The organism is Acetobacterium malicum subsp. dehalogenans DSM 11527, from assembly GCF_000472665.1.
GTDB lineage: Bacteria > Bacillota > Clostridia > Eubacteriales > Eubacteriaceae > Acetobacterium > Acetobacterium malicum.
The window spans coordinates 201,670-228,344 of sequence record NZ_AXAC01000003.1; the positions used below are offsets into that span (position 1 = coordinate 201,670).

A 26,675-nucleotide genomic window follows, 5' to 3' on the forward strand; every position below is an offset into this window, starting at 1 on the left:
GATTTAGCGTTTGTTTTTATTCTTCGCCTGGCGCATGACCTGTTTCATTTCGCCTTTGCTGCCAAACATCTTTTTAATTTTTTCAGCTTCCAGTTGACGGGAATTGAGTCCTTCGTAGTCCAATTCTTTTTGTAACTTACGATAGTTTTCCAGCCGTTTGGCCGCGAGGCTTCCGGTCTCAATGGCGGCGCGGACCGCGCAGCCGGGTTCGCTGTTGTGGCTGCAGTCGCCAAAGCGGCATTGTTCGGCCAGGTTTTCAATATCCGCGAAGGAGCGGGACAGATCGGCGCTGTCCAGATGGAGTTCCCGCATCCCCGGCGTATCAATGACGACGCCGCCGCCAGGTAACAGCAGCAGCTGCCGATGGGTGGTGGTGTGCCGACCCTTGTCATCACTTCTCAGGCCTTTGGTAGCCAACACTTCGGAGCCGATCAGATGGTTGATAATGGTCGATTTTCCAACCCCGGATGAGCCCAGAAAAACAATCGTTTTACCCGGGGCCAGATAGCCGGCGATCTCGTCATAGCCACGGTTATCGACACTGGAACAGACCACCACATCGGTTCCCACCCGAACCGCGGAAATATCCCTGAGCCGAGCCACCAAATCATCACAGAGGTCGGCCTTGGTCAGGACAATCACTGGCCGGGCCATGCTGTTCCAGGCAATCGCCAGGTAACGCTCCAGCCGACGCAGATTAAAATCATTGTTTAATGACATGCAGATAAACACCAGATCAAAATTGGCGGCGACAATCTGAATGCCGTTCCCCGTTCCGGCCGCTTTTCGCTCAAACAGCGACTTCCGGCTTAACACCTGATGGATCACCGCATTCCCCGAACCTTCATCGGTCCGGTCGATCATCACCCAGTCACCAACCACCGGAAAGCTGGTATTGTCTTCCGCATTAAAGACAAACTTACCCGACACCTCGGCCAGCAATTCGCCCGCTTCACCGATTACCTTATAAAGCTCCCGATGCTGCTCCGTCACCCGCGCCACAAACAAGCCACTATGCATACTGGCTTCCTGTTTAACCCGCTGATCTAAACCATAATTTTCTAAATTTATCTTATTCATTTTTTTCCTCCAAATTTTAGTATTGTAAACCGTTTGGAGGGCTAAAGGCCTAGTATCGTTCTTTGCCCTCCGGCATCACGACACTATCCATGTTATTCTTATTTTTCATAAATTCTCCTTTTCTTTAATAATTCAGGTGTTTTCGAAACTACGAACTTCGAACAATGATTGCTTGGTGTTTAGTTTCCACAAACTTTTGCGTAACGTGTAGGCGAACAGTTCACGGAACTGTACGCCGTACAGTGTAGCAAATGTTTCGTGCGAAACTGAGCGCCAAGCGCACGGCAGTCACTCTATGGCCGATTAACAATTGATCGGTACGGTAGTTTAACATTTCTCAATCAACACCCGGTACTATTATTGTAAATGATTCTTTTTAATCAAGTCAAGGCAAATAAATTGCTTCTTTATGTTAATATTTCAAACTGGCCCAGAAAACAAATGCATTCTTGGTCAAAATCAGATAAAATAGAGAGGTACAATTATTTGACAAAAACGAAAGGCTTGAACAAAATGAGAACATTAAAATATGCCATCCTGGGACTCATCAACCGGGAAACCATGACCGGTTACGATTTGATGAAAGTATTTAATATGGAGCTGGTCAATTTCTGGTATGCCAAACACAGCCAGATCTATCCGGAGTTGAAAAAACTCACCGACGAAGGGATGATCACCTTTGAAACCTTACCCGAGGGCGACAAGCTACGCAAAAAAATTTATTCGATTACCGAAAAGGGCAAACAGGATTTTCACAACTGGATCCTCCAGCAGGATTTGCTGGAACCCACGCCAAAAGACATTTTTAAACTCAAAGTGTATTTTATCGAGTCGATGACTAACGAGGAAATCCTGGCCCATTTCCACTATCAGCTTAAGCAGCGTCAGGAAAAGCTGTCAAAACTCCAGACCAATATGGAAATTCTGCTGGCTACGAAAGATATTTCAACCATTCAGAGCCCCGAATACGGCGACTATATCGTCCTGAAGTCGGCCATCAAACGCGAGAAATCCTACCTTGAATGGCTGGGCGAGTGCATCGAAGAAGTCGCTACCAACACCCGGATCTATTGATTGCTGTAAACTTGAGGTTTGCACTTCGCTATCGTACCGACCAATTGTTAATCTGTTGTTCGCTGCGGAATCGGACAGGCTACGCCGTGTCCGCTCCGATGCGTACAACATGATGTAACAATTGTCGCTACTTGGTTTGAATTTTTATAAACAAGGAGGCCCCTATGAGCCCAACTATTTGCCCACAATGCGGCAGTACCAACACCAGTCCGGCAGCTCTTGCCCAAATAAATTGCCGGGACTGTCAGACTACTTTCGGCGGCGATCACCAGGAGCTGGTGGCGACGACCCGCCAGATCGTGCTAAACACCTATCAACAGGGGGCGGCCAGTCAGACTCTGACCTTTACCAAAACGGCTGCCGGGGCCACCATCGAGGGGCCGTTTCTCTGTTATTACCCGGATCTGCCGGAGATTTACATCAACCAACAACAGTGGCAACAGTTACTGGCGGATTTTTTTAAGCTTTATGTGCGGGACTGGAAAACCGAATATTGCGGCGATACGGCTTTAGAACCTGGCAATAACGCTTTTGGCTGGGACTTAAAAATTATCATCGCCAATCAGGAACCGCTGATTTACAAAGGTCAAAATCGCTACCCACCCTACTGGTCGGACCTGATGGAGCTGTTTACCAGCATCGGCCTGCCCAATATCGGCAAGGCGCTGGGTCAGAATTTTTTGCAGCTTCAAGCCCAATCGCATTAAATTGCTATTCTAAACCAGAATTTCCATCGATTTTCAGTTTGAAATACGATAGAATGTGGTATAAAGAACCAAGATAAAAAAACTGACAGATGTTTTCAAGATTCCCAACCCCGAACCAAGCGCACAGCACCACTAAAAAATAAGTTAAAGGCGGAAATCAGGATGAAGATTTTTAACAAGCATTCAATCGGTAATAAAATCACCTCAATGGTGATCATTTTTGTAGCCCTGGCCCTGCTGGTGATTGGCATTGCCGTCACCGTTTTAAGCATCAACACCGAAAACCAGCAAATCGAGGAACGGATGAATCTCCAGCTCAACAACACCATTGGTGAGATTGAACAGGTTCTCAGCAATCACAGCAAAGCAGCGCGTAGCTTAAGCACAACCATTGGTGTTACTGGTGCCCAGATGACCATTTCAGAATACTCCGATCTACTGCCCAAATATGTGGGATTGACGGATGACACCTATGGTATGGGGGTCTTTTATGACTATAATGCATACAAACCTGAAATTAAATATTTCGGACCCTATGCCTATCGGGAGAATTCAAGTATTTCTTATGCTGAAGCCTTATTCAGCACTGATGAATATGACTACCCCAACCAGGAGTGGTATCTCGTTGGTAAGAATGCCGGCGGTGAAATTGCCTGGTCACCACCATTTAAAGATGATGCACTTGGGATTTCCATGGTAACTGCTGCATCAGCCTTCTATGACAACGATAAGAACTTTAAAGGTGTGGTCACCGGCGATATCGATCTTTCCAGTCTTCAAACGATGATCAGTGAAATAAAAGTTGGTGAAACCGGCCGGGCGTTTCTGATCGATCAGAATGGTCTCTACATTGCTGATGCAGATGCCGCCAAAATAATGAGTGTCAATCTGCTGGAAGATCCCAATGCCAGCCTAGCCGCTTTGGGCGAAAGCATGCTCAGCGGTGAACCGGGTTCTGGGGTGTTCAGCGATGATGCTGGCAAAAACAATATCTATTACGCCCCGATCCCGGCCACCGGCTGGACCCTGGCGATTATGGAGCCCCAGAGCGAGCTCAATGCTCCGATTATGACCCTGATTTTCCAGCTGATCGGACTGTTTTTATTAACCTTGATCGTGCTGAGTTTTATCATCGTCAGACAGATCAAAGGGGTGGTTAACCCGATTGTTCTGATCACCGACCTTTTCCACAAGGCCGAATTAGGTGATTTTGACAGCGAAATTCCCGCCGAAATCATTAGTCGGGAGGATGAGCTGGGTAAGTTGGGGCTGTCCTTCCAGAAACTGTCCGAAAATATTCAGGAAAACATTGCCACCCTGGAACAGATTTCGCTGGGGAACCTCAATGTCACGGTCGACATAAAATCCGACCAAGACATCCAGTCCAAGAGTCTGCTGGAAGTGGTGGAAAACCTCAAGAACCTTGAAGCAGAGGTGGAAATGCTGACCCAATCAGCTACCGACGGCCATTTAGCGATTCGCGGCGATGCCACCAAATTCCAGGGCAAGTACCGGGATATTGTGGTTGGTGTCAACAATACCCTGGATGCCGTGGTCGAGCCGCTGAACATGTCGGCCGACTATGTCAATAAGATCAGCCGCGGCGAAATTCCCGCCAAAATCACCGCCACCTATCATGGTGATTTCAATACCATTAAAGAAAACCTTAATTCCTGTATCGATAATATCAATGCCCTGGTTTCTGATGTCAATATGCTGGCCCAGGCCGCCACTGAAGGTCAACTGGAAATCCAGGCCGACGCCACCCAACATAGCGGTGATTTCCGAAAGATCATCGAGGGCTTCAACAATACCCTGAACTCACTACTGGCGCCCATTAATGAGGCCCGCCAGGTGATGACAAAAATGGCCGCCAATGATTACACCCTTTCGATGACAGGCAGCTACAAAGGCAGTATGGAAGAGTTTGCCGCGGAAATCAACCTGGTTCATTCCCGTCTGCTCACGGTCCAGGATGCCTTTATCGATATTTCCCAGGGTAATACCAGCCGGCTGAACGAATTCGTGGCCGTCGGCAAGCGTTCCGATAATGATCAACTGATCCCATCAATTATCGCTACCCTGACCACCATCGACAACCTGATTGCCGAATCCCGCAACCTGGCCCAGGCCGGGATCAATGGTAAACTGGAAGTCCGCAGTGATGCGTCCCGCTTTTCCGGCGGTTATCGGGACATCGTCGACGGCTTCAACCAGACCCTGGACGCCATCGAACAGCCCATTAACGAAGCCGCCATTGTACTTGAACAAATGGCGGCCGGCAATCTGACCCAACCGATGACGGGAGATTATCTGGGCAGCTACGCGATTATCAAGAATTCCTTAAATGATACGATGAACTCACTCAATGAGATCCTCGGCAACATCAATCATTCCGCCGACGAGGTCGCTTCGGGTTCCCGCCAGGTTTCCGACGGCAGCCAGGCTCTGGCCCAGGGTGCCACCGAGCAGGCCAGTTCAATGGAAGAGCTCAATGCCTCCATTGAAGAGGTGGCGGTGCAAACCCGGGAAAATGCGGTTAATGCCAACCAGGCCAACCAGCTGACCCTGACCGCCCAGCAAAATGCCGAAAACGGCAACACCCAGATGCAGCAGATGCTCCGTGCAATGACCGAAATCAATGCCGCTTCGGCCAAGATTTCCAACATCATCAAGGTTATCGACGATATTGCCTTCCAGACTAATATCCTGGCCTTAAATGCGGCGGTGGAAGCCGCCCGGGCCGGACAACAGGGCAAGGGTTTCGCGGTCGTCGCTGAAGAAGTCCGGACCCTGGCCGGCCGCAGTGCCGAAGCGGCCAAAGAAACCACCGAACTGATTGAAGGCTCCATCTCCAAGGTTTCTGAAGGTACCGTCATTGCCAATAATACCGCCGAATCTCTCACCGAAATTGTCGCCGGGGTGGCCAAGGTCGCGGCACTGGTCAGTAAAATTGATGTGGCTTCCAACGAACAAACGGCCTCCATCAACCAGATCAACGTTGGCATTGACCAGGTCGCCCAGGTGGTTCAAACCAACTCTGCCACTGCCGAAGAAAGCGCCGCTGCCAGTCAGGAACTCTACAGCCAGGCAGAACTGCTTAAAAACATGGTCAGCAAATTTGAATTAACCAAATAAACTAACGCTGTTGACCGCCAGCTCTGCTGGTGGTCAATAAAAAAGAGCACTATCCATCACGGATAATGCTCTTTTTATTTTAATCTAAATTTTTAGTATTGCAGTTAATCCAGGGCCACATTGATTTCAATCAGGATGCCGTCGATATCAAATTCAACACACATGACCTGATCCTTGCTCATGCTCAGCTCAATGCTCTCCCCGGTCAGCATGGTGGGCGGCGAAATATCCACGGTAATATTATCGTTGGAAAAATTAATGGCCGCATTGGCCGTTAACATATTGGACAGTTCCGAAATGGCACTCTTTGCCATATCATCCAGTTCGTCCACCGGCATCCCCATCATCATGGTGGAAGCAATCTGTTTAGCCCCCTCCGTATCGATGGCATAGGCGACATTGCCCTTTTTATCACCGACAATCCCCAGTGTTAAGACAATACCACTGGCCACGATTTTTTTTGATTTCTCTTTTTGGGCTTTTAAATTAATGTTTTCAAATCCCAATTGTGGCATCACATCGGTGATCGACGCGATAAAAGGATTGATAATTGTTACATCCATTCCACATCCCCCTTTTGAAAGCCGACATTCATAAAGACATCACCAAGATCGGTTTTGATCACAAAAGACTCACTCATAAGGTCCCCGATGGAAATCGTAATATCTTTGCCCCGGAAAACAGTGGGTGGCGAAACCCGGAGGCCAAAGGAACGATTAAGACCGTTCAATAGCGAACAGGCATTACCGCCAATGACATTGGTAAATTCGCTGAGGAAATTAATAGCATCGTCAATCTGTTGGCCATCATCCTGAAGGATTTTGCGGGTCATCCTCAGTGCTGTCTCTTCAGACATGTCCATGATTAAGCGACCGTCATGACGGCCAATTATCCCAATAGCGACGGATATCCCGGAAGAATTGGTAGTCATCGGATGTGCTGCAACCTTTTCCGTCACAACTTCACCACCGATTTCCCGTTTCAGAAAACTGAAAATCGATTCTTTAAAAGCTTCTTCAAAATTATTCTTTAAGATGCCATAAAGTTCCTCACCTTCAAAAAGCCGTTCAATGGCAGCATCAAGATCAGTCTGGTCGACTGGTTTCTGTAAATAACCTTTGATACCGACTTTTCTGGCCCGCTGGATAATTTCTTCATCCATCATGGCGCTGACAGCGATGATTTTCGTATCTTTTAAGTGTTTTAGAATCTCTTTTGAACACTCGATTCCATCCCCATCCGGCAAGGTCATATCCATTGTAATCAGATCTGGTTTGAGTTCCTGGGCTTTTTGGATTGCTTCTTTCACGTTCAGGGCCGTCCCAACAATCTCCAGTCCATCTTTTTGAAGCATCCGTTTAAGAACTGCTATTGAAAAAGTTGAATCATCTACTATCATCACTCTAATATTTTCCATAAATCCACCGCCTTTTTAATCGAATCGAAAAAATTCCTATTCACTAATTCTAATTGTTATCATCAGCATTCGTCAAGTAATATTTAAGCCTGCGTGATATAAACTTTTGATACCCTATTTGCGTTTAAATATTCGGGTTTTACACATTATCTTTTTTCTTATTTTTAGAATAAAAACGATCCCGATCTTTTTTGCCACCAGTACTTTTCCCGCTGCCACTCCCAGCTCCTCTACGGTTTTTCGGTGCTGTTGCCTTATATGCCGCCGATCGCCGGGTCGAAGCGACCTTTAGTTCCGCCGGTACTTCGACGAGGGGAAAGGGATGAACCTCAACCACGGGAATTGATTTCAATACCAGTTTTTCGATCCCTTCCAGTAACGGCATTTCTTCCTGATCGCAAAAAGCTATGGCAATTCCGCCCATACCAGCCCGGCCAGTCCGGCCAATCCGATGGACATAGGTTTCTGGAACCTCTGGTAGATCGTAATTAAAAACATGGGACAGTTCTTCAATATCGATGCCCCGGGCGGCGATATCCGTTGCCACCAGGATCCGGGTTTTGCGTTCTTTAAAGTTATTCAGGGCCAATTGTCGGGCATTCTGAGATTTGTTGCCATGAATGGCCTGAGCCTTGAAGCCGGAACGTTCCAGATGTTTAACAATCTTATCAGCCCCATGCTTGGTTCGGGAAAAAACCAGCGCCGAAACGATTTCCCGGTTTTTCAGTAAATGAACCAGCAGATTGATCTTATTATTTTTATTGACATAATAAACGTTCTGCTCAATCACTTCAACGGTTGATGAAACCGGTGTGATGGTGACCTTGACCGGATCGCGTAAAATGGAACCGGACAGTTTAGCAATTTCTGGCGGCATGGTAGCCGAGAACAGCATATTCTGACGCTCGGCCGGCATATGCTTGATGATTTTGCGGACATCCTGAAGCATCCCCATATCCAGCATCATATCCGCCTCATCCAGAACAAACGACTTGATCTGACCCAGTTTGATATATTTCTGATTGATTAAATCCAGCAGTCGTCCTGGAGTTGCCACCAGAATATCAACACCAGCACCCAGGGCCTTGGTCTGAGGGTTTTGTGATACGCCCCCATAAATAACCAGGGTCCGCAGCCCTAAAAATTTGCCGTAGGCTTTAAACGAATCACTGATCTGCAAAGCCAGCTCCCGGGTCGGTGCCAGGATCAACGCCTTGATCGGACGATTACCCTTAAGGTTTCGTTGTTCGTAAGAGAGCTTCTGTAAAATCGGGATCGCAAAAGCGGCGGTTTTTCCCGTTCCGGTCTGGGCACAGCCCAATAAATCCCGGCCTTCCAGCAAAGACGGAATTGCCTTTTCCTGAATCGGGGTAGCCTCAGTATATCCTTCAGCGGTTAAAGCCTTCTGAATCGGCTGTATAATATTTAAATTTTCAAATTGCAATAGGTTCTCCTTTATTTTAAAAGTGCTGCACGGGTTGATAAACTTTTCGATTCAACCCGATCATAAATAAAGAACGCCGGCAGCGTTCCTTAGAAAATTGATTTATTTATCGAAAAATCCGCCTCGTTTTGTTGTTTTAAACGCTTTTCGATCACTGACCTTATTTTGACTCGGTTTGTCAGCTTTTATTCCCTGCTGTGCACTTAACTTTTTTTTCTCTTCAATTATTTTTTTCATTCCTTCGATATTGTTCGTTGACATAAAATCCCCTCCTTTTCCCCGGAAAACCATTGCAAACACAAACAATTAACAGTGTTGTAATGATATGGGATTAGTTTCGTCTTATTTTTTTAACAGTATAAAAAAAAACTTATGCCATTTTCAGGCATAAGTTTAAAATATTTGTGTTATTAGATAACTTGAATATTTTCGGCTTGTGGGCCTTTAGGTCCTTGAGTGATTTCAAAAGAAACTTCTTGGCCTTCTTCTAAAGATTTATAACCGCTGGAAACGATTTGTGAAAAATGTGCAAATACATCTTTACCATCTTCCCCTGTTATAAAACCAAAACCTTTTTCTGAGTTAAACCATTTTACTGTACCATTCATTGATGAGTACCTCCTAATTTTTATTCCCTAAATCCTTGTAATACGGATAACAACTACATTTCTAAATTAGGATAATACTGTAAAGCATAGTACCAATTAAAAAATATTAATGTTAAATTCATTTACTATTAATTTAAGTTCTTACTTATAATAGCACGAACCAATCAATAAAGCAAACTTTTTAATAATTATTTTCAAAATATCTTAAGCCTCTTAATTAAAACCCCAATTGCTCCTTGATTTTTTTCATTGAAAAGATGGAAAATCTGCGTCTTAAATGGTACAATATAAAAACTGTTTCTAAATTCTTACTGACATTAACAGCCCTGGCGGCTTTTAAATTTAAAGTGGCATTTAGCTAGTATTTTTTCTTAGGAGGTTTCATATGCGTTTAGTTACTCGTTCGGATTTTGACGGTTTAATCTGCGGCATGCTGTTAAAAGAAGCCGGCATCATTGACGACTGGATTTTTGTTCATCCCAAAGACCTGCAGGACGGGCTCTTTTCCCCCACTGAAAATGATGTGCTGGCCAATGTTCCCTACGTGCCCGGTTGCGGCATGTGGTTTGATCACCATTCATCAGAGAAAGATCGAATGGGGTGGCATCCCGGAGTTGAAGGCGAAAGCCGTCTGGCCCCCTCAGCCGCCCGGATTATTTATGAGTATTACGGCGGTGCCGACAAATTCCCCCACTATCAGGAAATGATCGTTTCGGTGGATAAGGTCGACTCCGGGGATTTGACCCGGGACGAGATTCTAAACCCCACCGGCTGGATCTTGCTGGGCTTTATTTCTGATCCCCGCACCGGACTGGGTCGCTTCCGGGATTTCAGAATCAGCAATTACCAGTTAATGGAAGAACTGATCAATCTTTTCCGGAACCTGTCTATTGAGGAAATTCTTGAATTGCCGGATGTCAAAGAACGGGTTGAACTTTACAACGATCAGGCCCGACTCTTTACCGAAATGGTTACTGCCCATACCCGGATCGACGCTAACGTGATTGTCACTGACTTACGCGACGTCGAAACCATCTACACCGGCAACCGGTTTATGATTTACAGCCTCTACCCGGATCAGAACGTGTCCCTCTGGATCGTCGACGGTAAGCAAAAGCAGAATGTCTCGATTGCCTGCGGTTACAGCATCCTAAACCGCACCTGCACCGCTGACATCGGTAAGCTGATGCTCAAACACGGCGGCGGCGGCCATCACATGGTCGGCACCTGCCAGATTCCCTATGACGAAGCCAACCCGATTATCGACGAAATCATCGCGGTCCTAAAAAGCGAATAAATAAAAGCGCAACCAGTGACGGTTGCGCTTTTTTTATTCTGCCGGGCGGAATTCGAAGACTTTCAGAGATCCCTTGTACCCTTGGAAGGTCAGATAGGCCACTGAGCGGTCGGGATTGATCCAGGCCATCACCGAGTAGGCGTTGGCGGCATCCTTCTTATTATAGGCCGAGTTGATTTCAATCCCGTCCACCCCGCCGAAAAGCGTTTTGACCTCCTCGTAGGGCATCCCTTCTTTTAGCGAATTAACCTGATCAGCCGTCACATTGGCATTGACCAGTGCATCGAGATAGGTATTGTCCGGTACATAGAGTTGTTTAAAAACCGCCACCTCAGCGGGTTCTTCCGCATCCGTTTCGGTAGTCGCCGCCGCGGCATCTGTAGCGACAATATCGTAGCTCACCGTTACCCCGTAGCCGGTTTTTTCATCCACATAGTTAAAACCTTTTCCCTTGGCAGAACCTTCAACCTCAAGAATTTTTTCAGCCTCCTCTTTGGTCATCCCCACCAACACCTTGTTGTACAAATTTAAGGGATCAGTACTGACCTCTTTTTTATCGCCTCCAAACATTATCAGTACAATGGCAATCACCACCGCAATGACAACCAACAAGGCAACGCCGCCGATCAGTATCGGCTTTGAAATTTTTTTCTTCATTCCTTTTTCTCCTGTTTTATTTCTTAATATTCGTCATAATAATGAGGTCTAGCCCACATCAATGTGTCACTTTAAATGGGATAATACCTCATGATCTTTACAATACCACGTTTCACTGAACTAATTCTAAACAAAAGACCGGACTTTGTCAAATCGATTCCTCCGCTCCGATATTTATGAAATCCCGTCAATCCACAATTTCAGCGATCTGTCTGAACGCTGCTCAAACGAAACAAAATAGTCTCCTTGGCAATTTCCAACGGTTCAATTTTTTCCATATTGATGTTAATATTTTTCCATTCAATCTGATTGACATCGTCTTCATCCCATGATAATGTTTACATATGTAAACAAACCGCCGGGTTTGATGTAACATTTTCATACCGCTGGGATCAATCTGTTCGACTTCTGGTCTGGTACGCGCCCCGAAGCTTGATCGATTAATTTTCGCTGGGATAACCCGGTAAATTTTAAAGGAGGCTACTTATGGCAGCTAAAATTCTATTAGTCGGTAGTGTTATGATGGATCTTATTCTTCGGTGTGAACGGGCGCCAGAACCCAGTGAAAGTGTTTTAGGGCATGATTACCGCAATGCACCAGGAGGAAAGGGCAGTAATGCGGCCGTGGCAGCAGCCCGGACCGGCGCCCAGGTTTCGGCCTATGCCACTGTCGGCAATGATTCCAACGGTGAATATCTCCTCGATTGCTGGAAAAAAGAAGGCGTGGATACTACCTTCACCATCGTTAAAGATGGTGCCAATACCGGTTTTGTAGCCATCACCCTGGAAGACAACGGTCAAAACCGCCTGATTATCTTCCCGGGTGCCAATATGCTGACCCCTCCCGACGAACTGGAAAAAGTGTTTGGAAACGATTTTGATGCCGTCCTGTTGCAGTTTGAAATCCCACTGGAAACCAATGCCAAAGCCATCGAACTGGCCAACAAAAAAGGCATCATCACCGTTCTGGATGCTGGTCCGGCCCAGGATTACCCGCTGGAAAAACTGCCACCGGTGACCATCCTGTCCCCCAACGAAACCGAAACCAAAGCTCTGGTCGGTATCTATCCCGCTGATGAAGAATCCTGTCGGGCCGCCGCCAAAAAACTGATGGAACGCAACGGCTGTAAATTTGTGGTCCTGAAACTGGGCGATCGTGGCTCGTATCTCTATGGCGATGGTCTGGATGTGATGGTCCCGCCCTACAAGGTTGACGCCATCGATCCCACCGCCGCCGGTGATGCCTACACCGGTACCCTGGCCAAGGCCTTTGTCGAAATGGGCGACCTGGTTGAGGCGGCCAAGTATGCCAGCGCTTCTGGCGCCCTGACCTGTACCCAACTGGGTGCCCAGCCGTCGCTGCCCACCGCTGCCGAAATTGATGCCTTCCTGGCCACCCAGAAATAAGCCCAAAATTAATGCTGCGGTTGGCTAAAACTGCCGTATCGACCAATTATTAATCAAAATGAACTAAAGAACAAAAAAGCAACAAACCGATTTAAGGCTTGTTGCTTTTTTATTGCCAGCTTTTATGATAGTTCCACCCCGAAATAGCTTTTCAAGGCGTCTTTGATGGCGGCATCACCGCTGATGGTGGTTTCAGTCAGCGTCTCACCATCGGCAATCTTTAAGCTGCCGTCAAAATAGGTGATCTTGCCGGTGGCGGTGACCAGGGCGCACATCTGGGCCTGTCTGAAAAAGGACTCCGGAAAAGTGGCCGTATAATGGTTGGCGATCAGATAATCGGCCGGACAGCAGTCTTCCAAAGTAAAGGCGTAGATCGGTTCAAAACCGGTGGCGGTTTTAAACTCGACCCGGTAGCCATAATCCGGATCGGCGATCACCCGATGGATACGGCCCAGCTGTTCCTGCTCCTGACCTTCCTCAAATAACAGCGGTGCGGCCAGACTGTTGCCGCCAAAACCGACATCACAGAGCCATTGCTGACCACCAGCTTGCACCAGCAAGACCATATGGGTTTTTCCCGAGTTGTCAAAACCCTCATGATAGACCCGGGCCAGATGCCGGGTAACCGGAAAGCCCAGCTCGGTCAGCACCGCCGCAAAGAGGGTATTCATTTCAAAACAATAACCGCCGCGATGGTTTTTGACGATCTTTACAAAAAGATCGTCAAGATCCAGGGAAATGTTTTTCCTGGCAAAAACATCGAGGTTCTCAAAGGGAATGTTCATCACATGGCCCAAATGCAGCTGTTTCAGGGTTTCGGCCAAAACCTGGCGGCCCCCATTATAGTCAATTCGCTTAAAATAGTCGTCCAGGTTAAATAATTTATCCGGCATAAGTTCTCCTTTATTAGTTTCGTTTAAACTAACCCCAGTATACCAGAATTCCCGGAAAAATAAAGCGAAAAGGATTTTATTAAGGATCATTTATAAATGAAGCAACCCTGATTCTCAGCTAAGCACCCGTTCAATAGGCGACGACCTCTTTGATATTAAATTCCCGCCCGGATATCAAACGGAAATCTTCCGCCTGACAGTTCGGGCAAATCTTGCGGTGGTCAACCACATTAAAATGTTCATGGCACGTCTGACACTCCCCCAGGGCCGGCAACACGATGATTTCCAGTTTGGTCTCTTGATAGGGGGTGTCACAGACCGCCGCCGGATAACAGGCTTCCACAAAATGCGGAATAGTCTGGGACAATTGCCCAATCTCCAGAATAATCTTATCCACCCTGGTCAAATCATTGGCCACCGCAAATTCGTCAACGATTTTTATCACTTCATAAACAATTCCCAGTTCATGCATGGCCTCACACCTCTTTTTCTTGTATTTTTACTTAATCAACAAACCGAGTACCGACAAATGTTACATCATGTTGTATGCATCGGAGCGAACAGGTTGATAAACCTGTCCAATTCTGCGCCAAGGCAACGAGCCAATCATAAGCTTGCTTATAGTTGGCGACTGCCCGCGACCAATGCGAAAGGAGTGTAGCGGCTTTCGCATGGCGCGGCGAACAACAGATTAACATTTGATCGGTACGATAGCGAAGTGCTACCCGCTAGTTTCTTATCGGGTTTCTGCAAAAGGGTTGACCTTGTTCAGCATGATTTTGGCTTTTCGGCCGACCGCTTTTTTAAGAATCGCCTTGGGTAAGTCGTCGATTTCATAGCCCATCTGATCATAAACCCGTTCTAACGTAATCGCCTCAAATTTACATTTCAGTGTACAGGCTCCGCAACCGACACAGAGGTACTCATCGACCTTGCTGGCACCGCAGCTTAAGCAACGAGCCGTTTCTTTCTGGATCTGGGCTTCAGTTAAGACCCCGCGCAAATCTTTAAAGGTCGTTTTCGAGACCTGACCATCGACATGGGCGATTCGTTGGCGCTCGGTGCCATCATAATCGATGCGCGCATCCAGATTGTCCTTATCCAGCATCGTATAGGTATGATTGTCACGGCCAAAAACCAGGGACTGCCCCTTCTGAACAAATCGGTGAATCGAAACCGCGGCTTCTTTACCGGCCGCAATCGCGTCAATGGCCAGTTTGGGGCCGCTGGCAACATCACCGCCGGAAAAGATGTCTTCTCGTGAAGATTGTAAGGTGACCGGATCGACGGCCACGGTGTTGCGACTGGTTAATAAAACCGCTTCGCCGGCAAACAAATCGCCATAAACATAGGTTTGTCCCACTGACAGGATCACCCCGTCACAGGCGACGATCATCCGATCCGCTTCTTCAAATTGGGGATTGAAACGACCGACGGCATCAACGGTTGCCAGGCAGCGCTTAAATTCCACCCCGGTAACCTTGCCGCTTTCAGTGATAATCCGGGTTGGTCCCCAGCCATTGTGAATGCCGATTTCCTCACTCAGGGCCTCAGCTACTTCCTCAGGATGGGCAGGCATCTGATCCCGGGCTTCCAGACAGTACAAATCGGTCTGGTCGACACCTTCCAGCCGGGTCGCACTGCGGGCCACATCGATGGCCACATTGCCGCCGCCGATTACCACGACCTTACCCTTAACATTGGTTTGTTCCGCTAAATTGGTGCGGCGCAGAAAATCCACCCCACTAAAGACACCATCAGCCGTTTCGCCATCAATCCCCAGGGTTCGTCCAGCCTGGGCCCCAATGGCCACATAAAAGGCCTTAAAGCCCTGGTTGCGCAGCTCCTGAAGGGAAAGATCCCGGCCAATTTCAACCCCGGTTTCAAACGTGACGCCCAGCTCCCGGATCACCTCGATTTCGGCGCCTAAGACATCTTTTTCCAGTCGATAGGAAGGAATGCCCAGACTCAGCATCCCGCCAAGGCGACGCTCTTTTTCAAAAACCGTGACATCGTAGCCGTCAATGGCCAGATCATAGGCACAGGTCAGTCCCGACGGGCCGGAACCGATAATCGCAATTTTCTTATCGCTGTAATCATGTCGTTTGACCGGCATAAAGCGGTTCGCCATTTCCAGGTCCTTTTCGGCAATGAACTTTTTGATATCATCAACGGCCACCGCTTCGTCAATATCCCCCCGGGTACAATCTTCCTCACATAACCGCGGACAGATCCGACCGCACACCGCCGGCAGCGGATTGTGCTTCTTGATCAGCTCCAGGGCTTCAGTATAGCGTCCCTGGGAAGCCAGTTTGATATAACCCTGAACCGGGATATGGGCCGGACATTTGGTGATACAGGGAGCCGTTCCCGAATCCAGAACGTTTTTACGGTTGATCCGGTAATCGCGGTTCCACTTGTCCTGCTGCCACTCGGTATTACGGGGGGTCACCTTGGTGACGGTCTCGTCAAGAGGCGTCTTGGAACACAGTTTCTGCCCCAGTCTGATGGCATTGGTGGGACAGACATCGACGCATTCACCGCAGGCCACGCATTTGCTCTCATCCACCACCGACTTATAGTTGGACCGGACGATGTCGTTGTTCAGGTACTCGTTGGCCAGCCGCATCGCATAACAGCCGCAACCGCAGCAGTTGCAGATAGCATGGGTATGGCCGGGGGTATCGAGATTGGGGATCGAATGCATCAGGCCGTTATCTTCCGCCTTTTTGATAATATCAAAAGCCTCGGCCCGGGTGATTTCGCGGCCCCGCCCGGTTTTGATATAATACTCAGCGGCATGGTCCAGTTGAATACACATCTCTTCTTTCAGGTGGCCGCAGCCTTCGCCCATCGCTTCCCGGGAGGTCCGGCAGGAGCAATCCGACACCGAAAAGACACTGGCCTGATCCAAATGGTGGGAAACCTCTTCATAGGTCACTTTTTTAGAATTGCCATCAATAGCCCGCTCAATCGGCAAAACCCGCATCGGTCCGCTGCCAATCGGCATGATGCCGACAGCCATGGGGCCTTTTTTGCCGCCAAAATAATAAAACGCTTCGGCAACTTCGGGATGTTTAGCAACCAGTTCTTTGTTATTATTGATCATTTCCAGATGACCGGGGACAAAAATATCCTGCCAGTACAGATCGACCCCTGCCACCGTATTGACAAAGGCAACCCCAGCCCAGGCAATATGTTCAAGGGCGGCGGTAACTTTGTCAAGGGGCTCCCCGGCTGCGGTAGCCACCGCTTCGGCACTGAGTTTTTCCCGGAATTCCAGGTGCATCGCAATTTTAGCCTGATAGTTATCGAGAATCGGTGCCAGGGCATAATACTCGGGACCAAAGGGAATTGCTTCCCGACCGGTGCCCGCCTTGGTACGGCCGATTTTATTGGCCAGATCAACAATTTCCTGACGATAGGGCCGGTCATTGACATCCGCCCAGGTCAGGGCAAAATTAAAGCGGGTTGACTGGTTAAAACTTGTCGGTTCTGATTTATTGTTCATTTTGATCTCCTCTTCTAACTCAATAATTCCGGTTGGTTCCAGTTTTTCACGGCCCTCCGCAGCCAGTCGGCCCATTCCCCGATGCCCTCGCCGGTTTTGGCGGAGATCGGAATGACAACCAGGTTGGGGTTGAGCTTGTTAACCCGGGCGCGCAGGACATCCAGATCAAAATCGAAGTGTTCCTGAACATCGATCTTATTGATCAGCAGCACATCCACCAGCGAAAACATCAGTGGATATTTCAGCGGTTTGTCATCGCCTTCCGGGACACTGAGAATCATCGCATTTTTGGAGGCACCGGTATCAAACTCAGCCGGACAAACCAGATTGCCGACATTTTCCAGCACCACCAGATCAGTTTCCCCGGTGCCAATCCCCTCCAGACCCTGCCGGGTCATCCCGGCATCCAGATGACACATCCCGCCGGTATGGAGCTGAATTACTTTGGTTCCCGTTTTAGCCACCGTGTGGGCATCCACATCGGAATCGATATCGGCTTCCAGAATGGCAATGTTCATCTCATCTTTCAGAGCTTCAATGGTTCGCAGCAGGGTCGTCGTTTTTCCCGAGCCCGGCGACGACATCAGATTCAACAGAAAGGTCTGCTCCTGTTTTAATTCCTGCCGCAGCAGCTCCGCCTCCCGGTCATTATTTTCATAGACGCTTTTTTTGATTTCCAGAACCTTGTAGACTTCCATCTTATTTCTCGCTTTCTATTGATCTTAGTTAATTACAAAACTCTCCAGATCGAACGATCATTGCTTTGTTGTTGGTTTTTAAAACAATTTTGTAGTATAAAGATCAAGCTCATACGCTAACATCAAACCAGTACCGACAATTGTTACATCATGTTGTACGCATCAAGGCGGACACGGCAACGCCTGTCCGAGCTTTCGCGAAGGCAACGAGCCAATCATAAGCTTGTTTATAGTTGGCGACTGCCCGCGACTAATGCGAAAGAAGCGTAGCGGATTTCGCATGGTGTGGCGAACAACAGATTAACAATTGGTCGGTACGCTAGCGAAGTGCTTACCTAATTCCATCGCGCAAATTGTTTGTGAGAAACCAGCAGCGAAGCGCACGGCAGTTTACTAGTTTTGTAATTGTTTTCAGTGACTTCTTTGAACTGATTATAGTTCATCTGATTATCTTTGACAACAATTTAACAGCGCATAAAAACACATCCCGTCAGCTGTTTTAACTTGGTGTTAACAACTTAACGGGATGTGTTGATAAAAAAAGCCGGCTGTTACCGTAAATCTGTAAACAGCAAGCTAAAATAAATAAGTTTATGGTTGCGCGGGTCCAAAATAGTGGTTGGCAAAATCGCTGAGGTATTCGGTCAGTTTATCCAGGGTCGGAAAACAGGTCAGGCTGCCTGAAAAATAGATCCCCTGCTGACCCTGAAGAGCGTTAACCTGATCGTAAAAGCCGTTTTTTATCTCTACCCCGGTAACGTGCGGAAAGGTCTGCCATTGTTTGTAGGCAAACAGCCGCTCAGCCTTAAAGCCGGCTTGTTTCAGATCGGCGTCGATCTGGGCTTTTAAATCCTTAATCGGCAGATCGCCGGCGGCATAGGCGGTCAGCAGCGATCCGGGTTGATCCGGCTTGCTGCTGTACAACAGCAGCAGGTGTCCGTCTTTGTCAAAATTATGAGTGAAGTAACTGGTGGTTCGGTAGTTTTCCCGGGCCACATAGGCCAGCACATTGTAGGCTTTGCGTCGGTAGCAACCCATCAGGCGGGCATGGTCAGAGGCATGAATCACCAACCGGTCCAGCGGCACAGTGATCACCACCGCATCAAAATGTTCTTCGCCAACCGATGTTTCAATGGTCAGGCGGTTATTATCAATCGGGCTGATGCCAGTGACCGGAGTATTCAACCTAAGATCATCCAGCCGCTCCGACAATTTGGCAATAATTTCGTTGGCGCCGTTGGAAAAACTGATCAGCTTCCGGGACTCGATCATCGAGGACAGGGTCATGATATCCAGATACTTCAGAGCATAGATGGCCGGAATCTCACTGGACTTCCCAAAGCCAAAGGCCACCAGATGGGGCGCATAAACCCGCATCAGGGTGTACAGTTTGTTTTCGTTGCACCAAGATTCAAAGGATTGGGTCAGCGCATCGGGAATATTCCCCCAACCCGGAGCACTTAAGGCCGCCTGATAGGGGGCCAGGTATTCCGGCAGCCGCTTAAGTTGCTCCTGAAAACCGGCAATCTCCGCGGGACCGATCTGGGCCTGTTTTTCACCATCTGGGCCCAGAAAACTGCGGTGAAAATACTTATACTCGGCTTTGACGCCCAACTGCCGCAAAAATTTCATCAACGACTCGGAGGTTCCCAACACCGACCCCAGCTCGCAGAATTCTTTTTTGTGAAAGACGCTCAAGCAATGCCCTCCGGCTCGTTCTTCCGCTTCAAAAACCGTGACCTGATGACCGGCTTTTTCCAGAAAATAGGCCAGCGTCAAACCGCTGTATCCGCCGCCCACCACGGCTATCTGCTTTTTCATTGTCGCTCCTCTCCGGGCTGACCGGCAGTACTAAACACCGCCGCGAACCGCAACTCTTTTTGCACCCTTAATACTTCCGATTAACATAGGACCACAAGGGCAGGGTTACCCCGGGACCATTGGCGTCGATGACGATTTCCATTGGCGTTTTGTGACTGTTTTTACCATAACCCAGCGGCAGCTTAAGATTATAATCACGAACAAACTGCTGAAAGCCGTCCTTGATCATATCAAAAGAATCGGGTGACGCCAGAAGCGATTCCAGATAAGCCCCGCTTTTCTGGTTGAATACCTGTACTGTTTTGGAGTAAAGATTATTTTTCTGCTCCCAAATCACCTGTCTGATATTCATTTCCCGGAGCTTGCTGGAGTAAAGATGGCGGCTGTGGATTCTGCCGGTGGTATACTCCACTTGATGGGGCGTCATAATCCAGCTGGGCTGCATCAGCAACGCATTGCCCATCGGGACGGCTACCCCCAGCAACAGGTCCAGGGCGCAGTCGGCATTTTTTTTGGTATACAGCCGGGCACAGGCCACGCCGCTGATTAAATCCACCACCGCATACTGATAAAGTTTGCCAATCCCCGGCTGATACTCCCGTTCCACCGTCCAGGCCAGCCAGCATTCGCCCACCGTCAGCTGTGCCGGTTCCGGCGCCCGAGTGGACCGGACTTCACGATCAGCCGCTGCGGATTGATGCTCTGCGGCGCTGATTTTCCGGCTATAATGCCTGCGGGCCAGTTTGTGATTAAGATCGTGACGGCGCATAATATTATAGACGCCGCTGTTGCTGATGTTCAGATCCTGTTCTTCCAGCAGCCAGGCAATGCTCTGGGGGCCATAGTCCGGAAAGGAAACGATTGCATCCAGCACGGCCTGCTCCACCGTCAGCGCCGCTTTATTGGGCGGCACAAAATGGCGGACCTGATCCTTCAATCCGGCCAGGCCCTGTTCATCAAAGCGTTTATGCCAGCGATAATAGAGGGTCCGGGAAATCCGGTACTTTTTACAGGCTGCACTGACCCCCTGTTCCTGCCCACAGAGCAGAATTTCATGGCGGCGTTTGATTGTTGCTTCTTCCTGATCTTTGACAGCTTTTTCCATCCGGCCGATCTCCTTTTCTGCAAACAGTTATTCTTTTATATTCTACTGCGTCTCGCGATTTCCGTCATTTTTTGGCGGGCCTTAAAAAAACAGATTGCCGATAAAAAACAGGATCACTATATGGACCGGATAAAAAATATAGAACAGATATTTCAGCCCCCGTCCCTTTTCACCGTTATAGGAAAGCATCAGCGGCAATGACCCGATCATCATCCACTGATAATTATTGTAAAGCAGGGCGGTTGGCCGGGGATCGATGGACCATTCCAGGGCGAAAAAGGCCAGGCAGAAAAGCCCGTAGGCCACGATCAGCCGCTTTTTATCGGTGCGGTTAAAGTAGATCAATACCCCCAGAAAAACAAAGATAAAGCTGCCCTCGTTAAAAATCAGATTGCCGGTGATGGCCCCGACAAAGCTCATCATCCCAGTCAGCGGCACGAACTGACCGGCCAAAATACAGAGCATCGTGGTCAAAATCTGATAGCCGGCAAACAGGGCGATAAATTTGTTGCCTTTGAGCTTGTCCGTTTTGCGGGTTTCGATCAGCCAGACAATCACCCCTACCAGCAACAACGTCACAAAAATATTATTGGACATCATGGCGTAGGGGTCTGTAATGCTGTTATTGCTGATCAGATCAATCAAGCCCATTCCCACACCAAAGAAATACATCCGCAGTAGATATTTTTTGCGGTCATGGGTGTAATAAAAGCCCCAGGCCATACAAAACATAAACACCGGCGCCGAAAGCCGGCCCAGCCAGTGCAACCACAGCGGGGTACCCGGAATAAACTGTCCGATATGGTCCAGTAACATCAAAATCAGGGCGATTACTTTTAAGCTCGTCGAGGTCATCGGTCTTTCTCCTTCTCTGACACTCGTTATGCTAATCCATTTTTATGAATCACAATTTTGATATCGGCATAAGAACAGCTCTCTGGCAGGGCTTCCTTGATGGGGCGCAGGGCTTCCAGACCGACGGTGCCAATGGCGTTGATAATCATGACTTCTTTTTCGGCATCGACGAAATCACCCCAGTTGATCGCTTTTCCTTCCTGATCGCAGCGAATTAAATGCGCGAGAACGGTGTTTTCGGTCAGTTCCCGTTGCTTGGCGATGGCAGCGATGGTCATGCCTCCGGCAAACAGCTCGTAGGTGAGTTCCCATGAGGGCACTTTTGCTTCTTTTTCGCCCGTTTGTTGCCTGGTCACCCGGGGGTCCGGGTCGTCTGCTGCCGTTTCCGGCCGGGGCCGGATGGTGATCGGGTTGTTTTCGGCAAAGCTGCTGATCGCTTCAATAAAGACCGTGCCATAATGATCATAGCGGGCCTGGCCGACGCCGTTGATGTTTAGAAATTCGGCTTCGGTCCGGGGAAAATAGGCCGCCATTTCTCTTAAGGTGGCATCGGGGAAAATCACATAGGGCGGCAGTCCCTTGTCCTGGGCAATGCTGCGTCTCAGGCTGCGCAGTTCTTCGAACAGGGCTTCGTCGCAATCCACCGGTGGTTTAGCCTTACCTGAAGTTTTTGTTTTGGCGGCCTTGATATTCAGCAGGTGTTTTTTATGAAAGACCGTTTCATCACCTTTTAAGATCCCGCTGGCAGCCGGGGTCAGTTTGAGGACCGGGTACTCATCGGCAGTGACGATAATGTAGCCCTTGGCTACCAGGGTCATGATGATTTCGCGGAGGCTTTCGGCGCTCTGCTCCTGAAGGATCCCGTAGGTGGACAGCTGATCAAAACCCAGCTCCAGGACTTTTTTATTTTTCGAGCCGCGGAGCACCGCAATTACCATATTCAGACCAAAGCGGTTTTTCATCCGATAAATGCAGGAAAGAATCTTTTGCGCGTCGAGGGTGATATCCACCATTTCGGACTGATCGAGACAATTGCCGCAATTGCCGCAGCGTTCATATTCGGCCACTTCCCCGAAATAGTTGAGGATGCTTTTTCTGAGACAGTCATTGGTGTGACAATAATCAACCAGATACTGAAGGTTCTCAAACAGCAGCGTTTCCCGCTCCGGAGAGGTCTGATTCAGCTGGATCAGCTGTTTCTGTTTGACAATATCGGCGGGGGAATAAAGAATGGTACAGTGGCTGGGTTCGCCATCCCGGCCGCCACGTCCGGCTTCCTGATAGTAAGCCTCCATATTCTGGGGCATGTTGTAATGGATGATAAAACGCACATCCGGCTTGTTGATCCCCATCCCAAAGGCATTGGTGGCTACCATGATATGCAGGCGGTCATTAATGAAGTCCTGCTGACTCTGCTCCCGATCGGCGGGACTCATACCGCCGTGATAGGCGCCGGCCAGAAAACCCAGGCCTTTGAGTTTGGCAGTGACGCTTTCGACAGTTTTTCGGGTGGCGCAGTAAATAATCCCGGACTGCTCTGGAAAGGTCTGGGTGATGGTATTTTTAACATAACCGAGCTTATCGCCGGTTTTCACCACCTGATAAAGCAGGTTGGGCCGGTCAAAGCCGATGATCGATTCGACCGGATCTTGCAGTGCCAGCAATTCCCTGATTTCCTGAATAACCTTAACCGTAGCAGTGGCCGTATAAGCCGCCACCACCGGCCGGGGCGAAATATTGCCGATAAAAGCGGGAATCTCCCGGTAATGGGGGCGGAAATCATGGCCCCACTGGCTGATACAATGGGCTTCATCCACTGCCACCATGGAAACCGAAAGTGTCCGCACCAGCTCCACAAAGACCGGCGCACAAAGCCGTTCCGGAGCGATATACAAGAGCTTGTACTGATTGGCCCGGATCTTTTCCAGCCGCTGCTGATAGGTGGCATCATCGAGACTGCTGTTTAAAAAGGTGGACGGGATTCCCATTTCACCCAAAGCATCGACTTGATCCTTCATCAGTGAAATCAGCGGTGAGATCACCAGGGTGATGCCGGGCAGCTGCAGGGCGGGCAGCTGATAACAGAGGGATTTTCCCCCGCCGGTGGGCATGATCCCCAGCACATCCTGGCCATTAACCGCCGCCGTAATGATTTTTTCCTGTCCTTCTTTAAATGTATCATAGCCAAAATATTGACTCAGGTTTTTTTTAAGCGTCACTAAGAACCTCCTGTGAATCCTTGTCTCCGATTAGACGGTTCCGTGGGAACCCTGACTTTTGTCATATCTCTCTATTATAAGATAAAAGACTGCCGCTGACAAGGAAGAGGGCACTGATTAACAATTGTCGGTACGAGGTTATCTTTTTTAACAATCTTCACAAAACCTTAACATTTTGTTCAAAAGTCCTTAACATCTATCGATTATACTGATAGCAGATCAACGGTTAAGCTTTTGAAGCTTAGCTGAAATAGGCACTTACCGAACTTAAACATCGAACAAAGCTCACCGCAGTTCGTAATCGCCAATAAATTTGTTCAACGAAAGGAAATAACAATGGTACAGTCAAGATTTGCAACTTATTATGAAAACCATCCAGAGACTAACGATATTTCACTGATTCTCGAAACAAGCGACACGACCAATAAATCACCCCACCGAGCCACCACCCCCTCAAAAAAAGAAATCGCCTTAGCCAAAAAGCAGCGGGCGGATGAATGGGATTACCTTAAAAACAGCATCGAAATGAAACTGGAATTGGCATTGATGTACCTCTATCGTTCCAATGCCCATCTTCAATATCTATAAAAAGGGGCTTTTGCCTATCGGTTCCGATGGCAAGAGCCCCTTTTAACTTTATCAGTTTATTTAACCATTGTCCATTTTTACAAGTCGAAATGAGCGACCCGGCGATACTCGATATTTCCCGAATCGTCCTGAATAAAATGCCAGTTGGACGGGAAACTCAATTCTTTAGCCAGGCCTTCCAGGGTGAACAGCATAATCCCGGCATCGGTGTAGTTCTCTTCCCGATCCGGATTAACTACCGCCAGTTCCGCATAACCATCTTTAAGGATCAGCCGACAAGGCTGAATATTCTGAAATGAAGGCGAATTTCTAACATAGTAAAGCAAATCCAGAACCCCTCTTTTTTCCATTTCTTCATAGGGCGCCACATTTCCCCAGTTTTGCAGGAAAATGGTATCGACTACCGAAAGACGGCTCTCATCGCTGGTGGTAATCATGGTGATGCCATAAGGATTCTGTTCATATTTGGTATCACAATTGATTATCGTTTTATGTTTATCGGTTTTTCCTTCTTTTTTGCTGGGCTTTCCAAAGACCAGCAGATACTGAATGATCCCTGGCTTGCCCGCCCGTAGTTTCTCTTCCTGACTGGGGATAATTTCATTGAGACTGATCCAGCAACTACCCAAACCCAGATCATAGAGTTTTTTTACCACCGACTGCAGATAAAAAGCGCCAAAGACTTCAATTTCATGGTCAGCCTTATCCAGCCGTAACCCGATATAATGAGGCCCCTTGATCATGACCCCGCCATCACCGCCGAAGCCTTCCAGGTCCTGATAAACTGTGTCACCGTTCTCCATCAGCATCAGGGAAAATCCCTTTTCTTTGCCAACAGTGCTATTTACCTCGTCAAGATAAGTTTTTACTTCATTTATCTCCCGCTCATCCACACCGCTATCGACAAATTCTCTGGTTGAGTGACTATTCACTGTAAATTCTCTGAATTTCATAAGTTACTACCTCCTTGTATTAGCTGTTTAATTTATACCCCTTTGGATGGGTATTAATCGTTTTTATCCCTAAAAGCGCCGGGAAAACCTTCTAATAACGATGGTTGTGAGTAAAACACCGAGAACAGCACCAGCTCCATCGATGAGCACATCCCGGAACTGACCGGAGCGGCCCGGTATAAATAGTTGATGAAATTCATCAGAGATGGCATAAAGAAGGCAAATCAACAGCGCCAGATTGGCCGGTTTTCTGGCTTCGCTTTGGACCAGTGCAAACAAAGTCAAGGTGCCTAAAATAAAATAAGCAATGAAATGCGCATTTTTGCGGATATAAAAATCCAGACTTCGGAACTCCATGTTTTCGATCCCCGGGATGCAATGTGCCAGAATTGACAATAATTCGTTTTTAACCCCAGTGCTGAGATGGGCCGACTGGGTGGCTGGCTGACTGGAAAGATAAAAAATAATACCCATCCAGATCAGGGTGCAGCTCCAGGCCAATATCCGTATTAATCGCTTCGTATCCAATTCTTCACCTGTTCTGACCACGTCAGTCACCCTTCTCATCATTACTGTTTATAAAAATTCGCTTTGTAATTATCACCCTGTCCTTTCTAGGCAAAACAAACAGTCTAAACTCGTTAATTTTATCTGAGACCGCTCCACTTTCTAATAAACTTATGGTAAACTTAAGAAAAAACAGGAGAATGCGATGAAACGACAAGATTATATTACCTGGGAAGAATATTTTATGGGGATTGCCCTGTTATCGGCCCGACGCAGCAAAGATCCCAATACCCAGGTGGGGGCCTGCATTGTCAATAAAGACAATATTATCCTTTCCACCGGTTATAACGGTATGCCGAAAGGCTGCAGTGATGATGCCCTGCCCTGGGAGCGGGAAGGAACGTTTCAAGACACCAAATATGCCTATGTCTGTCACGCTGAGCTAAATGCCATCCTAAATTCAGACGGGCGGTCGCTGGTTGATTCCATTTTGTATGTGACCTGTTTTCCCTGCAACGAATGCGCCAAGGCCATTATCCAGGCCGGGATAAAAAAAGTGATTTATCTGGAAGACAAATACCCGGATGCGGATGCCACTCAAGTTTCCCGGAAGCTCTTTAAAATGGCCGATATCACCCTGAAAGAATTCCTGAATCCGGCCTTTTACAGTGAGTTATCCCTGTACTGAACACTCCC

Annotated in this window: 24 protein-coding genes; 7 read left to right on the plus strand and 17 right to left on the minus strand. The window is 48.1% G+C overall.

Features of this window, described 5'->3' with window-relative positions:
- Nucleotides 1–3 precede the first annotated feature (3 nt).
- The gene (rsgA, locus tag A3KS_RS0100955; protein WP_026393289.1) at nt 4–1,080 is read right to left on the minus strand and encodes a ribosome small subunit-dependent GTPase A; all 1,077 of its coding nucleotides are present in this window, start codon (nt 1,078–1,080) and stop codon (nt 4–6) included.
- A gap of 513 nt (nt 1,081–1,593) precedes the next feature.
- On the opposite strand from rsgA, the gene A3KS_RS0100960 reads away from it, so the two are divergent.
- The 3 genes from A3KS_RS0100960 (at nt 1,594) to A3KS_RS22190 (ending at nt 5,999) form a co-directional block, all read left to right on the plus strand.
- The gene (locus tag A3KS_RS0100960) at nt 1,594–2,154 is read left to right on the plus strand and encodes a PadR family transcriptional regulator (protein ID WP_026393290.1); all 561 of its coding nucleotides are present in this window, start codon (nt 1,594–1,596) and stop codon (nt 2,152–2,154) included.
- Nucleotides 2,155–2,318: 164 nt separating this feature from the next.
- Nucleotides 2,319–2,861, plus strand: a complete 543-nt coding sequence (locus tag A3KS_RS0100965) for a hypothetical protein (protein ID WP_026393291.1) — start codon at nt 2,319–2,321, stop codon at nt 2,859–2,861.
- Nucleotides 2,862–3,023: 162 nt separating this feature from the next.
- A complete protein-coding gene (locus A3KS_RS22190) occupies nt 3,024–5,999 on the plus strand; it encodes a methyl-accepting chemotaxis protein (protein ID WP_051355572.1) in 2,976 nt (991 codons plus the stop codon).
- Between the two features lie 104 nt (nt 6,000–6,103).
- Here the strand turns inward: A3KS_RS22190 and A3KS_RS0100975 are convergent, their stop codons facing one another.
- From A3KS_RS0100975 to A3KS_RS0100995, 5 genes are all read right to left on the minus strand, one after another.
- Entirely contained in the window at nt 6,104–6,562 is a 459-nt protein-coding gene (locus A3KS_RS0100975; RefSeq protein ID WP_026393292.1) for a chemotaxis protein CheX, read from the minus strand.
- Nucleotides 6,553–7,416, minus strand: a complete 864-nt coding sequence (locus A3KS_RS0100980; RefSeq protein WP_026393293.1) for a response regulator — start codon at nt 7,414–7,416, stop codon at nt 6,553–6,555. The genes A3KS_RS0100975 and A3KS_RS0100980 overlap by 10 nt, the downstream gene beginning before the upstream one ends.
- Before the next feature lie 139 nt (nt 7,417–7,555).
- On the minus strand, nt 7,556–8,860 hold the full coding sequence (locus tag A3KS_RS0100985) for a DEAD/DEAH box helicase (RefSeq protein WP_026393294.1): 1,305 nt from the start codon (nt 8,858–8,860) through the stop codon (nt 7,556–7,558).
- Nucleotides 8,861–8,962: 102 nt separating this feature from the next.
- Nucleotides 8,963–9,121 (minus strand): hypothetical protein, encoded by a 159-nt coding sequence (locus A3KS_RS23700; RefSeq protein WP_169727682.1) that lies wholly within the window; start codon nt 9,119–9,121, stop codon nt 8,963–8,965.
- A gap of 149 nt (nt 9,122–9,270) precedes the next feature.
- Nucleotides 9,271–9,468 (minus strand): cold-shock protein, encoded by a 198-nt coding sequence (locus A3KS_RS0100995; RefSeq protein ID WP_026393295.1) that lies wholly within the window; start codon nt 9,466–9,468, stop codon nt 9,271–9,273.
- A gap of 385 nt (nt 9,469–9,853) precedes the next feature.
- Here A3KS_RS0100995 and A3KS_RS0101000 point away from each other — a divergent pair, with 385 nt between their 5' ends.
- Nucleotides 9,854–10,765 (plus strand): DHH family phosphoesterase, encoded by a 912-nt coding sequence (locus tag A3KS_RS0101000; RefSeq protein ID WP_026393296.1) that lies wholly within the window; start codon nt 9,854–9,856, stop codon nt 10,763–10,765.
- Nucleotides 10,766–10,798: 33 nt separating this feature from the next.
- Here A3KS_RS0101000 and A3KS_RS0101005 read toward each other — a convergent pair whose 3' ends face one another.
- Entirely contained in the window at nt 10,799–11,422 is a 624-nt protein-coding gene (locus A3KS_RS0101005) for a hypothetical protein (RefSeq protein ID WP_026393297.1), read from the minus strand.
- A 486-nt stretch (nt 11,423–11,908) separates the two neighbouring features.
- Between A3KS_RS0101005 and A3KS_RS0101010 the strand changes: the two genes are divergently transcribed.
- Nucleotides 11,909–12,829, plus strand: coding sequence for a PfkB family carbohydrate kinase (locus A3KS_RS0101010; protein WP_026393298.1), 921 nt, complete (start codon nt 11,909–11,911; stop codon nt 12,827–12,829).
- Between the two features lie 122 nt (nt 12,830–12,951).
- On the opposite strand, the gene A3KS_RS0101015 is transcribed toward A3KS_RS0101010, so the two are convergent.
- From A3KS_RS0101015 to recQ, 8 genes are all read right to left on the minus strand, one after another.
- A complete protein-coding gene (locus A3KS_RS0101015) occupies nt 12,952–13,722 on the minus strand; it encodes an arylamine N-acetyltransferase family protein (protein WP_026393299.1) in 771 nt (256 codons plus the stop codon).
- Nucleotides 13,723–13,852: 130 nt separating this feature from the next.
- Nucleotides 13,853–14,194 carry a hydrogenase maturation nickel metallochaperone HypA/HybF gene (locus tag A3KS_RS0101020; protein WP_026393300.1) on the minus strand — a complete coding sequence of 114 codons (342 nt, stop codon included), beginning with the start codon at nt 14,192–14,194 and terminating at the stop codon, nt 13,853–13,855.
- Nucleotides 14,195–14,458: 264 nt separating this feature from the next.
- Nucleotides 14,459–17,233 (minus strand): FAD-dependent oxidoreductase, encoded by a 2,775-nt coding sequence (locus A3KS_RS0101025; RefSeq protein WP_084504845.1) that lies wholly within the window; start codon nt 17,231–17,233, stop codon nt 14,459–14,461.
- A 14-nt stretch (nt 17,234–17,247) separates the two neighbouring features.
- Nucleotides 17,248–17,931, minus strand: coding sequence for a hydrogenase nickel incorporation protein HypB (gene hypB, locus A3KS_RS0101030; RefSeq protein WP_026393302.1), 684 nt, complete (start codon nt 17,929–17,931; stop codon nt 17,248–17,250).
- A 591-nt stretch (nt 17,932–18,522) separates the two neighbouring features.
- The gene (locus A3KS_RS0101035) at nt 18,523–19,752 is read right to left on the minus strand and encodes a flavin monoamine oxidase family protein (protein ID WP_026393303.1); all 1,230 of its coding nucleotides are present in this window, start codon (nt 19,750–19,752) and stop codon (nt 18,523–18,525) included.
- Nucleotides 19,753–19,819: 67 nt separating this feature from the next.
- Entirely contained in the window at nt 19,820–20,857 is a 1,038-nt protein-coding gene (locus A3KS_RS0101040) for a helix-turn-helix domain-containing protein (RefSeq protein WP_026393304.1), read from the minus strand.
- Between the two features lie 81 nt (nt 20,858–20,938).
- Complete coding sequence (locus tag A3KS_RS0101045) at nt 20,939–21,712, minus strand: TraX family protein (protein ID WP_026393305.1); 774 nt, start codon at nt 21,710–21,712, stop codon at nt 20,939–20,941.
- Between the two features lie 26 nt (nt 21,713–21,738).
- Complete coding sequence (recQ, locus tag A3KS_RS0101050) at nt 21,739–23,931, minus strand: DNA helicase RecQ (RefSeq protein WP_026393306.1); 2,193 nt, start codon at nt 23,929–23,931, stop codon at nt 21,739–21,741.
- Nucleotides 23,932–24,267: 336 nt separating this feature from the next.
- Between recQ and A3KS_RS0101055 the strand changes: the two genes are divergently transcribed.
- Complete coding sequence (locus tag A3KS_RS0101055) at nt 24,268–24,519, plus strand: hypothetical protein (RefSeq protein WP_026393307.1); 252 nt, start codon at nt 24,268–24,270, stop codon at nt 24,517–24,519.
- A gap of 77 nt (nt 24,520–24,596) precedes the next feature.
- Here the strand turns inward: A3KS_RS0101055 and A3KS_RS0101060 are convergent, their stop codons facing one another.
- Nucleotides 24,597–25,472 carry a nitroreductase family protein gene (locus A3KS_RS0101060; protein ID WP_026393308.1) on the minus strand — a complete coding sequence of 292 codons (876 nt, stop codon included), beginning with the start codon at nt 25,470–25,472 and terminating at the stop codon, nt 24,597–24,599.
- A gap of 69 nt (nt 25,473–25,541) precedes the next feature.
- On the minus strand, nt 25,542–26,021 hold the full coding sequence (locus tag A3KS_RS0101065) for a VanZ family protein (protein WP_051355573.1): 480 nt from the start codon (nt 26,019–26,021) through the stop codon (nt 25,542–25,544).
- A 163-nt stretch (nt 26,022–26,184) separates the two neighbouring features.
- Here A3KS_RS0101065 and A3KS_RS0101070 point away from each other — a divergent pair, with 163 nt between their 5' ends.
- Nucleotides 26,185–26,667: a deoxycytidylate deaminase gene (locus A3KS_RS0101070; protein ID WP_026393310.1), complete on the plus strand. Its 483-nt coding sequence runs from the start codon at nt 26,185–26,187 to the stop codon at nt 26,665–26,667.
- Nucleotides 26,668–26,675 lie beyond the last annotated feature (8 nt).

Bases quoted from the DNA above. Each gene is read 5' to 3' on its own strand.
- rsgA (WP_026393289.1), bottom strand. From the start codon at position 1,080: ATGAATAAGATAAATTTAGAAAATTATGGTTTAGATCAGCGGGTTAAA.
- A3KS_RS0100960 (WP_026393290.1), top strand. From the start codon at position 1,594: ATGAGAACATTAAAATATGCCATCCTGGGACTCATCAACCGGGAAACC.
- A3KS_RS0100965 (WP_026393291.1), top strand. From the start codon at position 2,319: ATGAGCCCAACTATTTGCCCACAATGCGGCAGTACCAACACCAGTCCG.
- A3KS_RS22190 (WP_051355572.1), top strand. From the start codon at position 3,024: ATGAAGATTTTTAACAAGCATTCAATCGGTAATAAAATCACCTCAATG.
- A3KS_RS0100975 (WP_026393292.1), bottom strand. From the start codon at position 6,562: ATGGATGTAACAATTATCAATCCTTTTATCGCGTCGATCACCGATGTG.
- A3KS_RS0100980 (WP_026393293.1), bottom strand. From the start codon at position 7,416: ATGGAAAATATTAGAGTGATGATAGTAGATGATTCAACTTTTTCAATA.
- A3KS_RS23700 (WP_169727682.1), bottom strand. From the start codon at position 9,121: ATGTCAACGAACAATATCGAAGGAATGAAAAAAATAATTGAAGAGAAA.
- A3KS_RS0100995 (WP_026393295.1), bottom strand. From the start codon at position 9,468: ATGAATGGTACAGTAAAATGGTTTAACTCAGAAAAAGGTTTTGGTTTT.
- A3KS_RS0101000 (WP_026393296.1), top strand. From the start codon at position 9,854: ATGCGTTTAGTTACTCGTTCGGATTTTGACGGTTTAATCTGCGGCATG.
- A3KS_RS0101005 (WP_026393297.1), bottom strand. From the start codon at position 11,422: ATGAAGAAAAAAATTTCAAAGCCGATACTGATCGGCGGCGTTGCCTTG.
- A3KS_RS0101010 (WP_026393298.1), top strand. From the start codon at position 11,909: ATGGCAGCTAAAATTCTATTAGTCGGTAGTGTTATGATGGATCTTATT.
- A3KS_RS0101015 (WP_026393299.1), bottom strand. From the start codon at position 13,722: ATGCCGGATAAATTATTTAACCTGGACGACTATTTTAAGCGAATTGAC.
- A3KS_RS0101020 (WP_026393300.1), bottom strand. From the start codon at position 14,194: ATGCATGAACTGGGAATTGTTTATGAAGTGATAAAAATCGTTGACGAA.
- A3KS_RS0101025 (WP_084504845.1), bottom strand. From the start codon at position 17,233: ATGAACAATAAATCAGAACCGACAAGTTTTAACCAGTCAACCCGCTTT.
- hypB (WP_026393302.1), bottom strand. From the start codon at position 17,931: ATGGAAGTCTACAAGGTTCTGGAAATCAAAAAAAGCGTCTATGAAAAT.
- A3KS_RS0101035 (WP_026393303.1), bottom strand. From the start codon at position 19,752: ATGAAAAAGCAGATAGCCGTGGTGGGCGGCGGATACAGCGGTTTGACG.
- A3KS_RS0101040 (WP_026393304.1), bottom strand. From the start codon at position 20,857: ATGGAAAAAGCTGTCAAAGATCAGGAAGAAGCAACAATCAAACGCCGC.
- A3KS_RS0101045 (WP_026393305.1), bottom strand. From the start codon at position 21,712: ATGACCTCGACGAGCTTAAAAGTAATCGCCCTGATTTTGATGTTACTG.
- A3KS_RS0101055 (WP_026393307.1), top strand. From the start codon at position 24,268: ATGGTACAGTCAAGATTTGCAACTTATTATGAAAACCATCCAGAGACT.
- A3KS_RS0101060 (WP_026393308.1), bottom strand. From the start codon at position 25,472: ATGAAATTCAGAGAATTTACAGTGAATAGTCACTCAACCAGAGAATTT.
- A3KS_RS0101070 (WP_026393310.1), top strand. From the start codon at position 26,185: ATGAAACGACAAGATTATATTACCTGGGAAGAATATTTTATGGGGATT.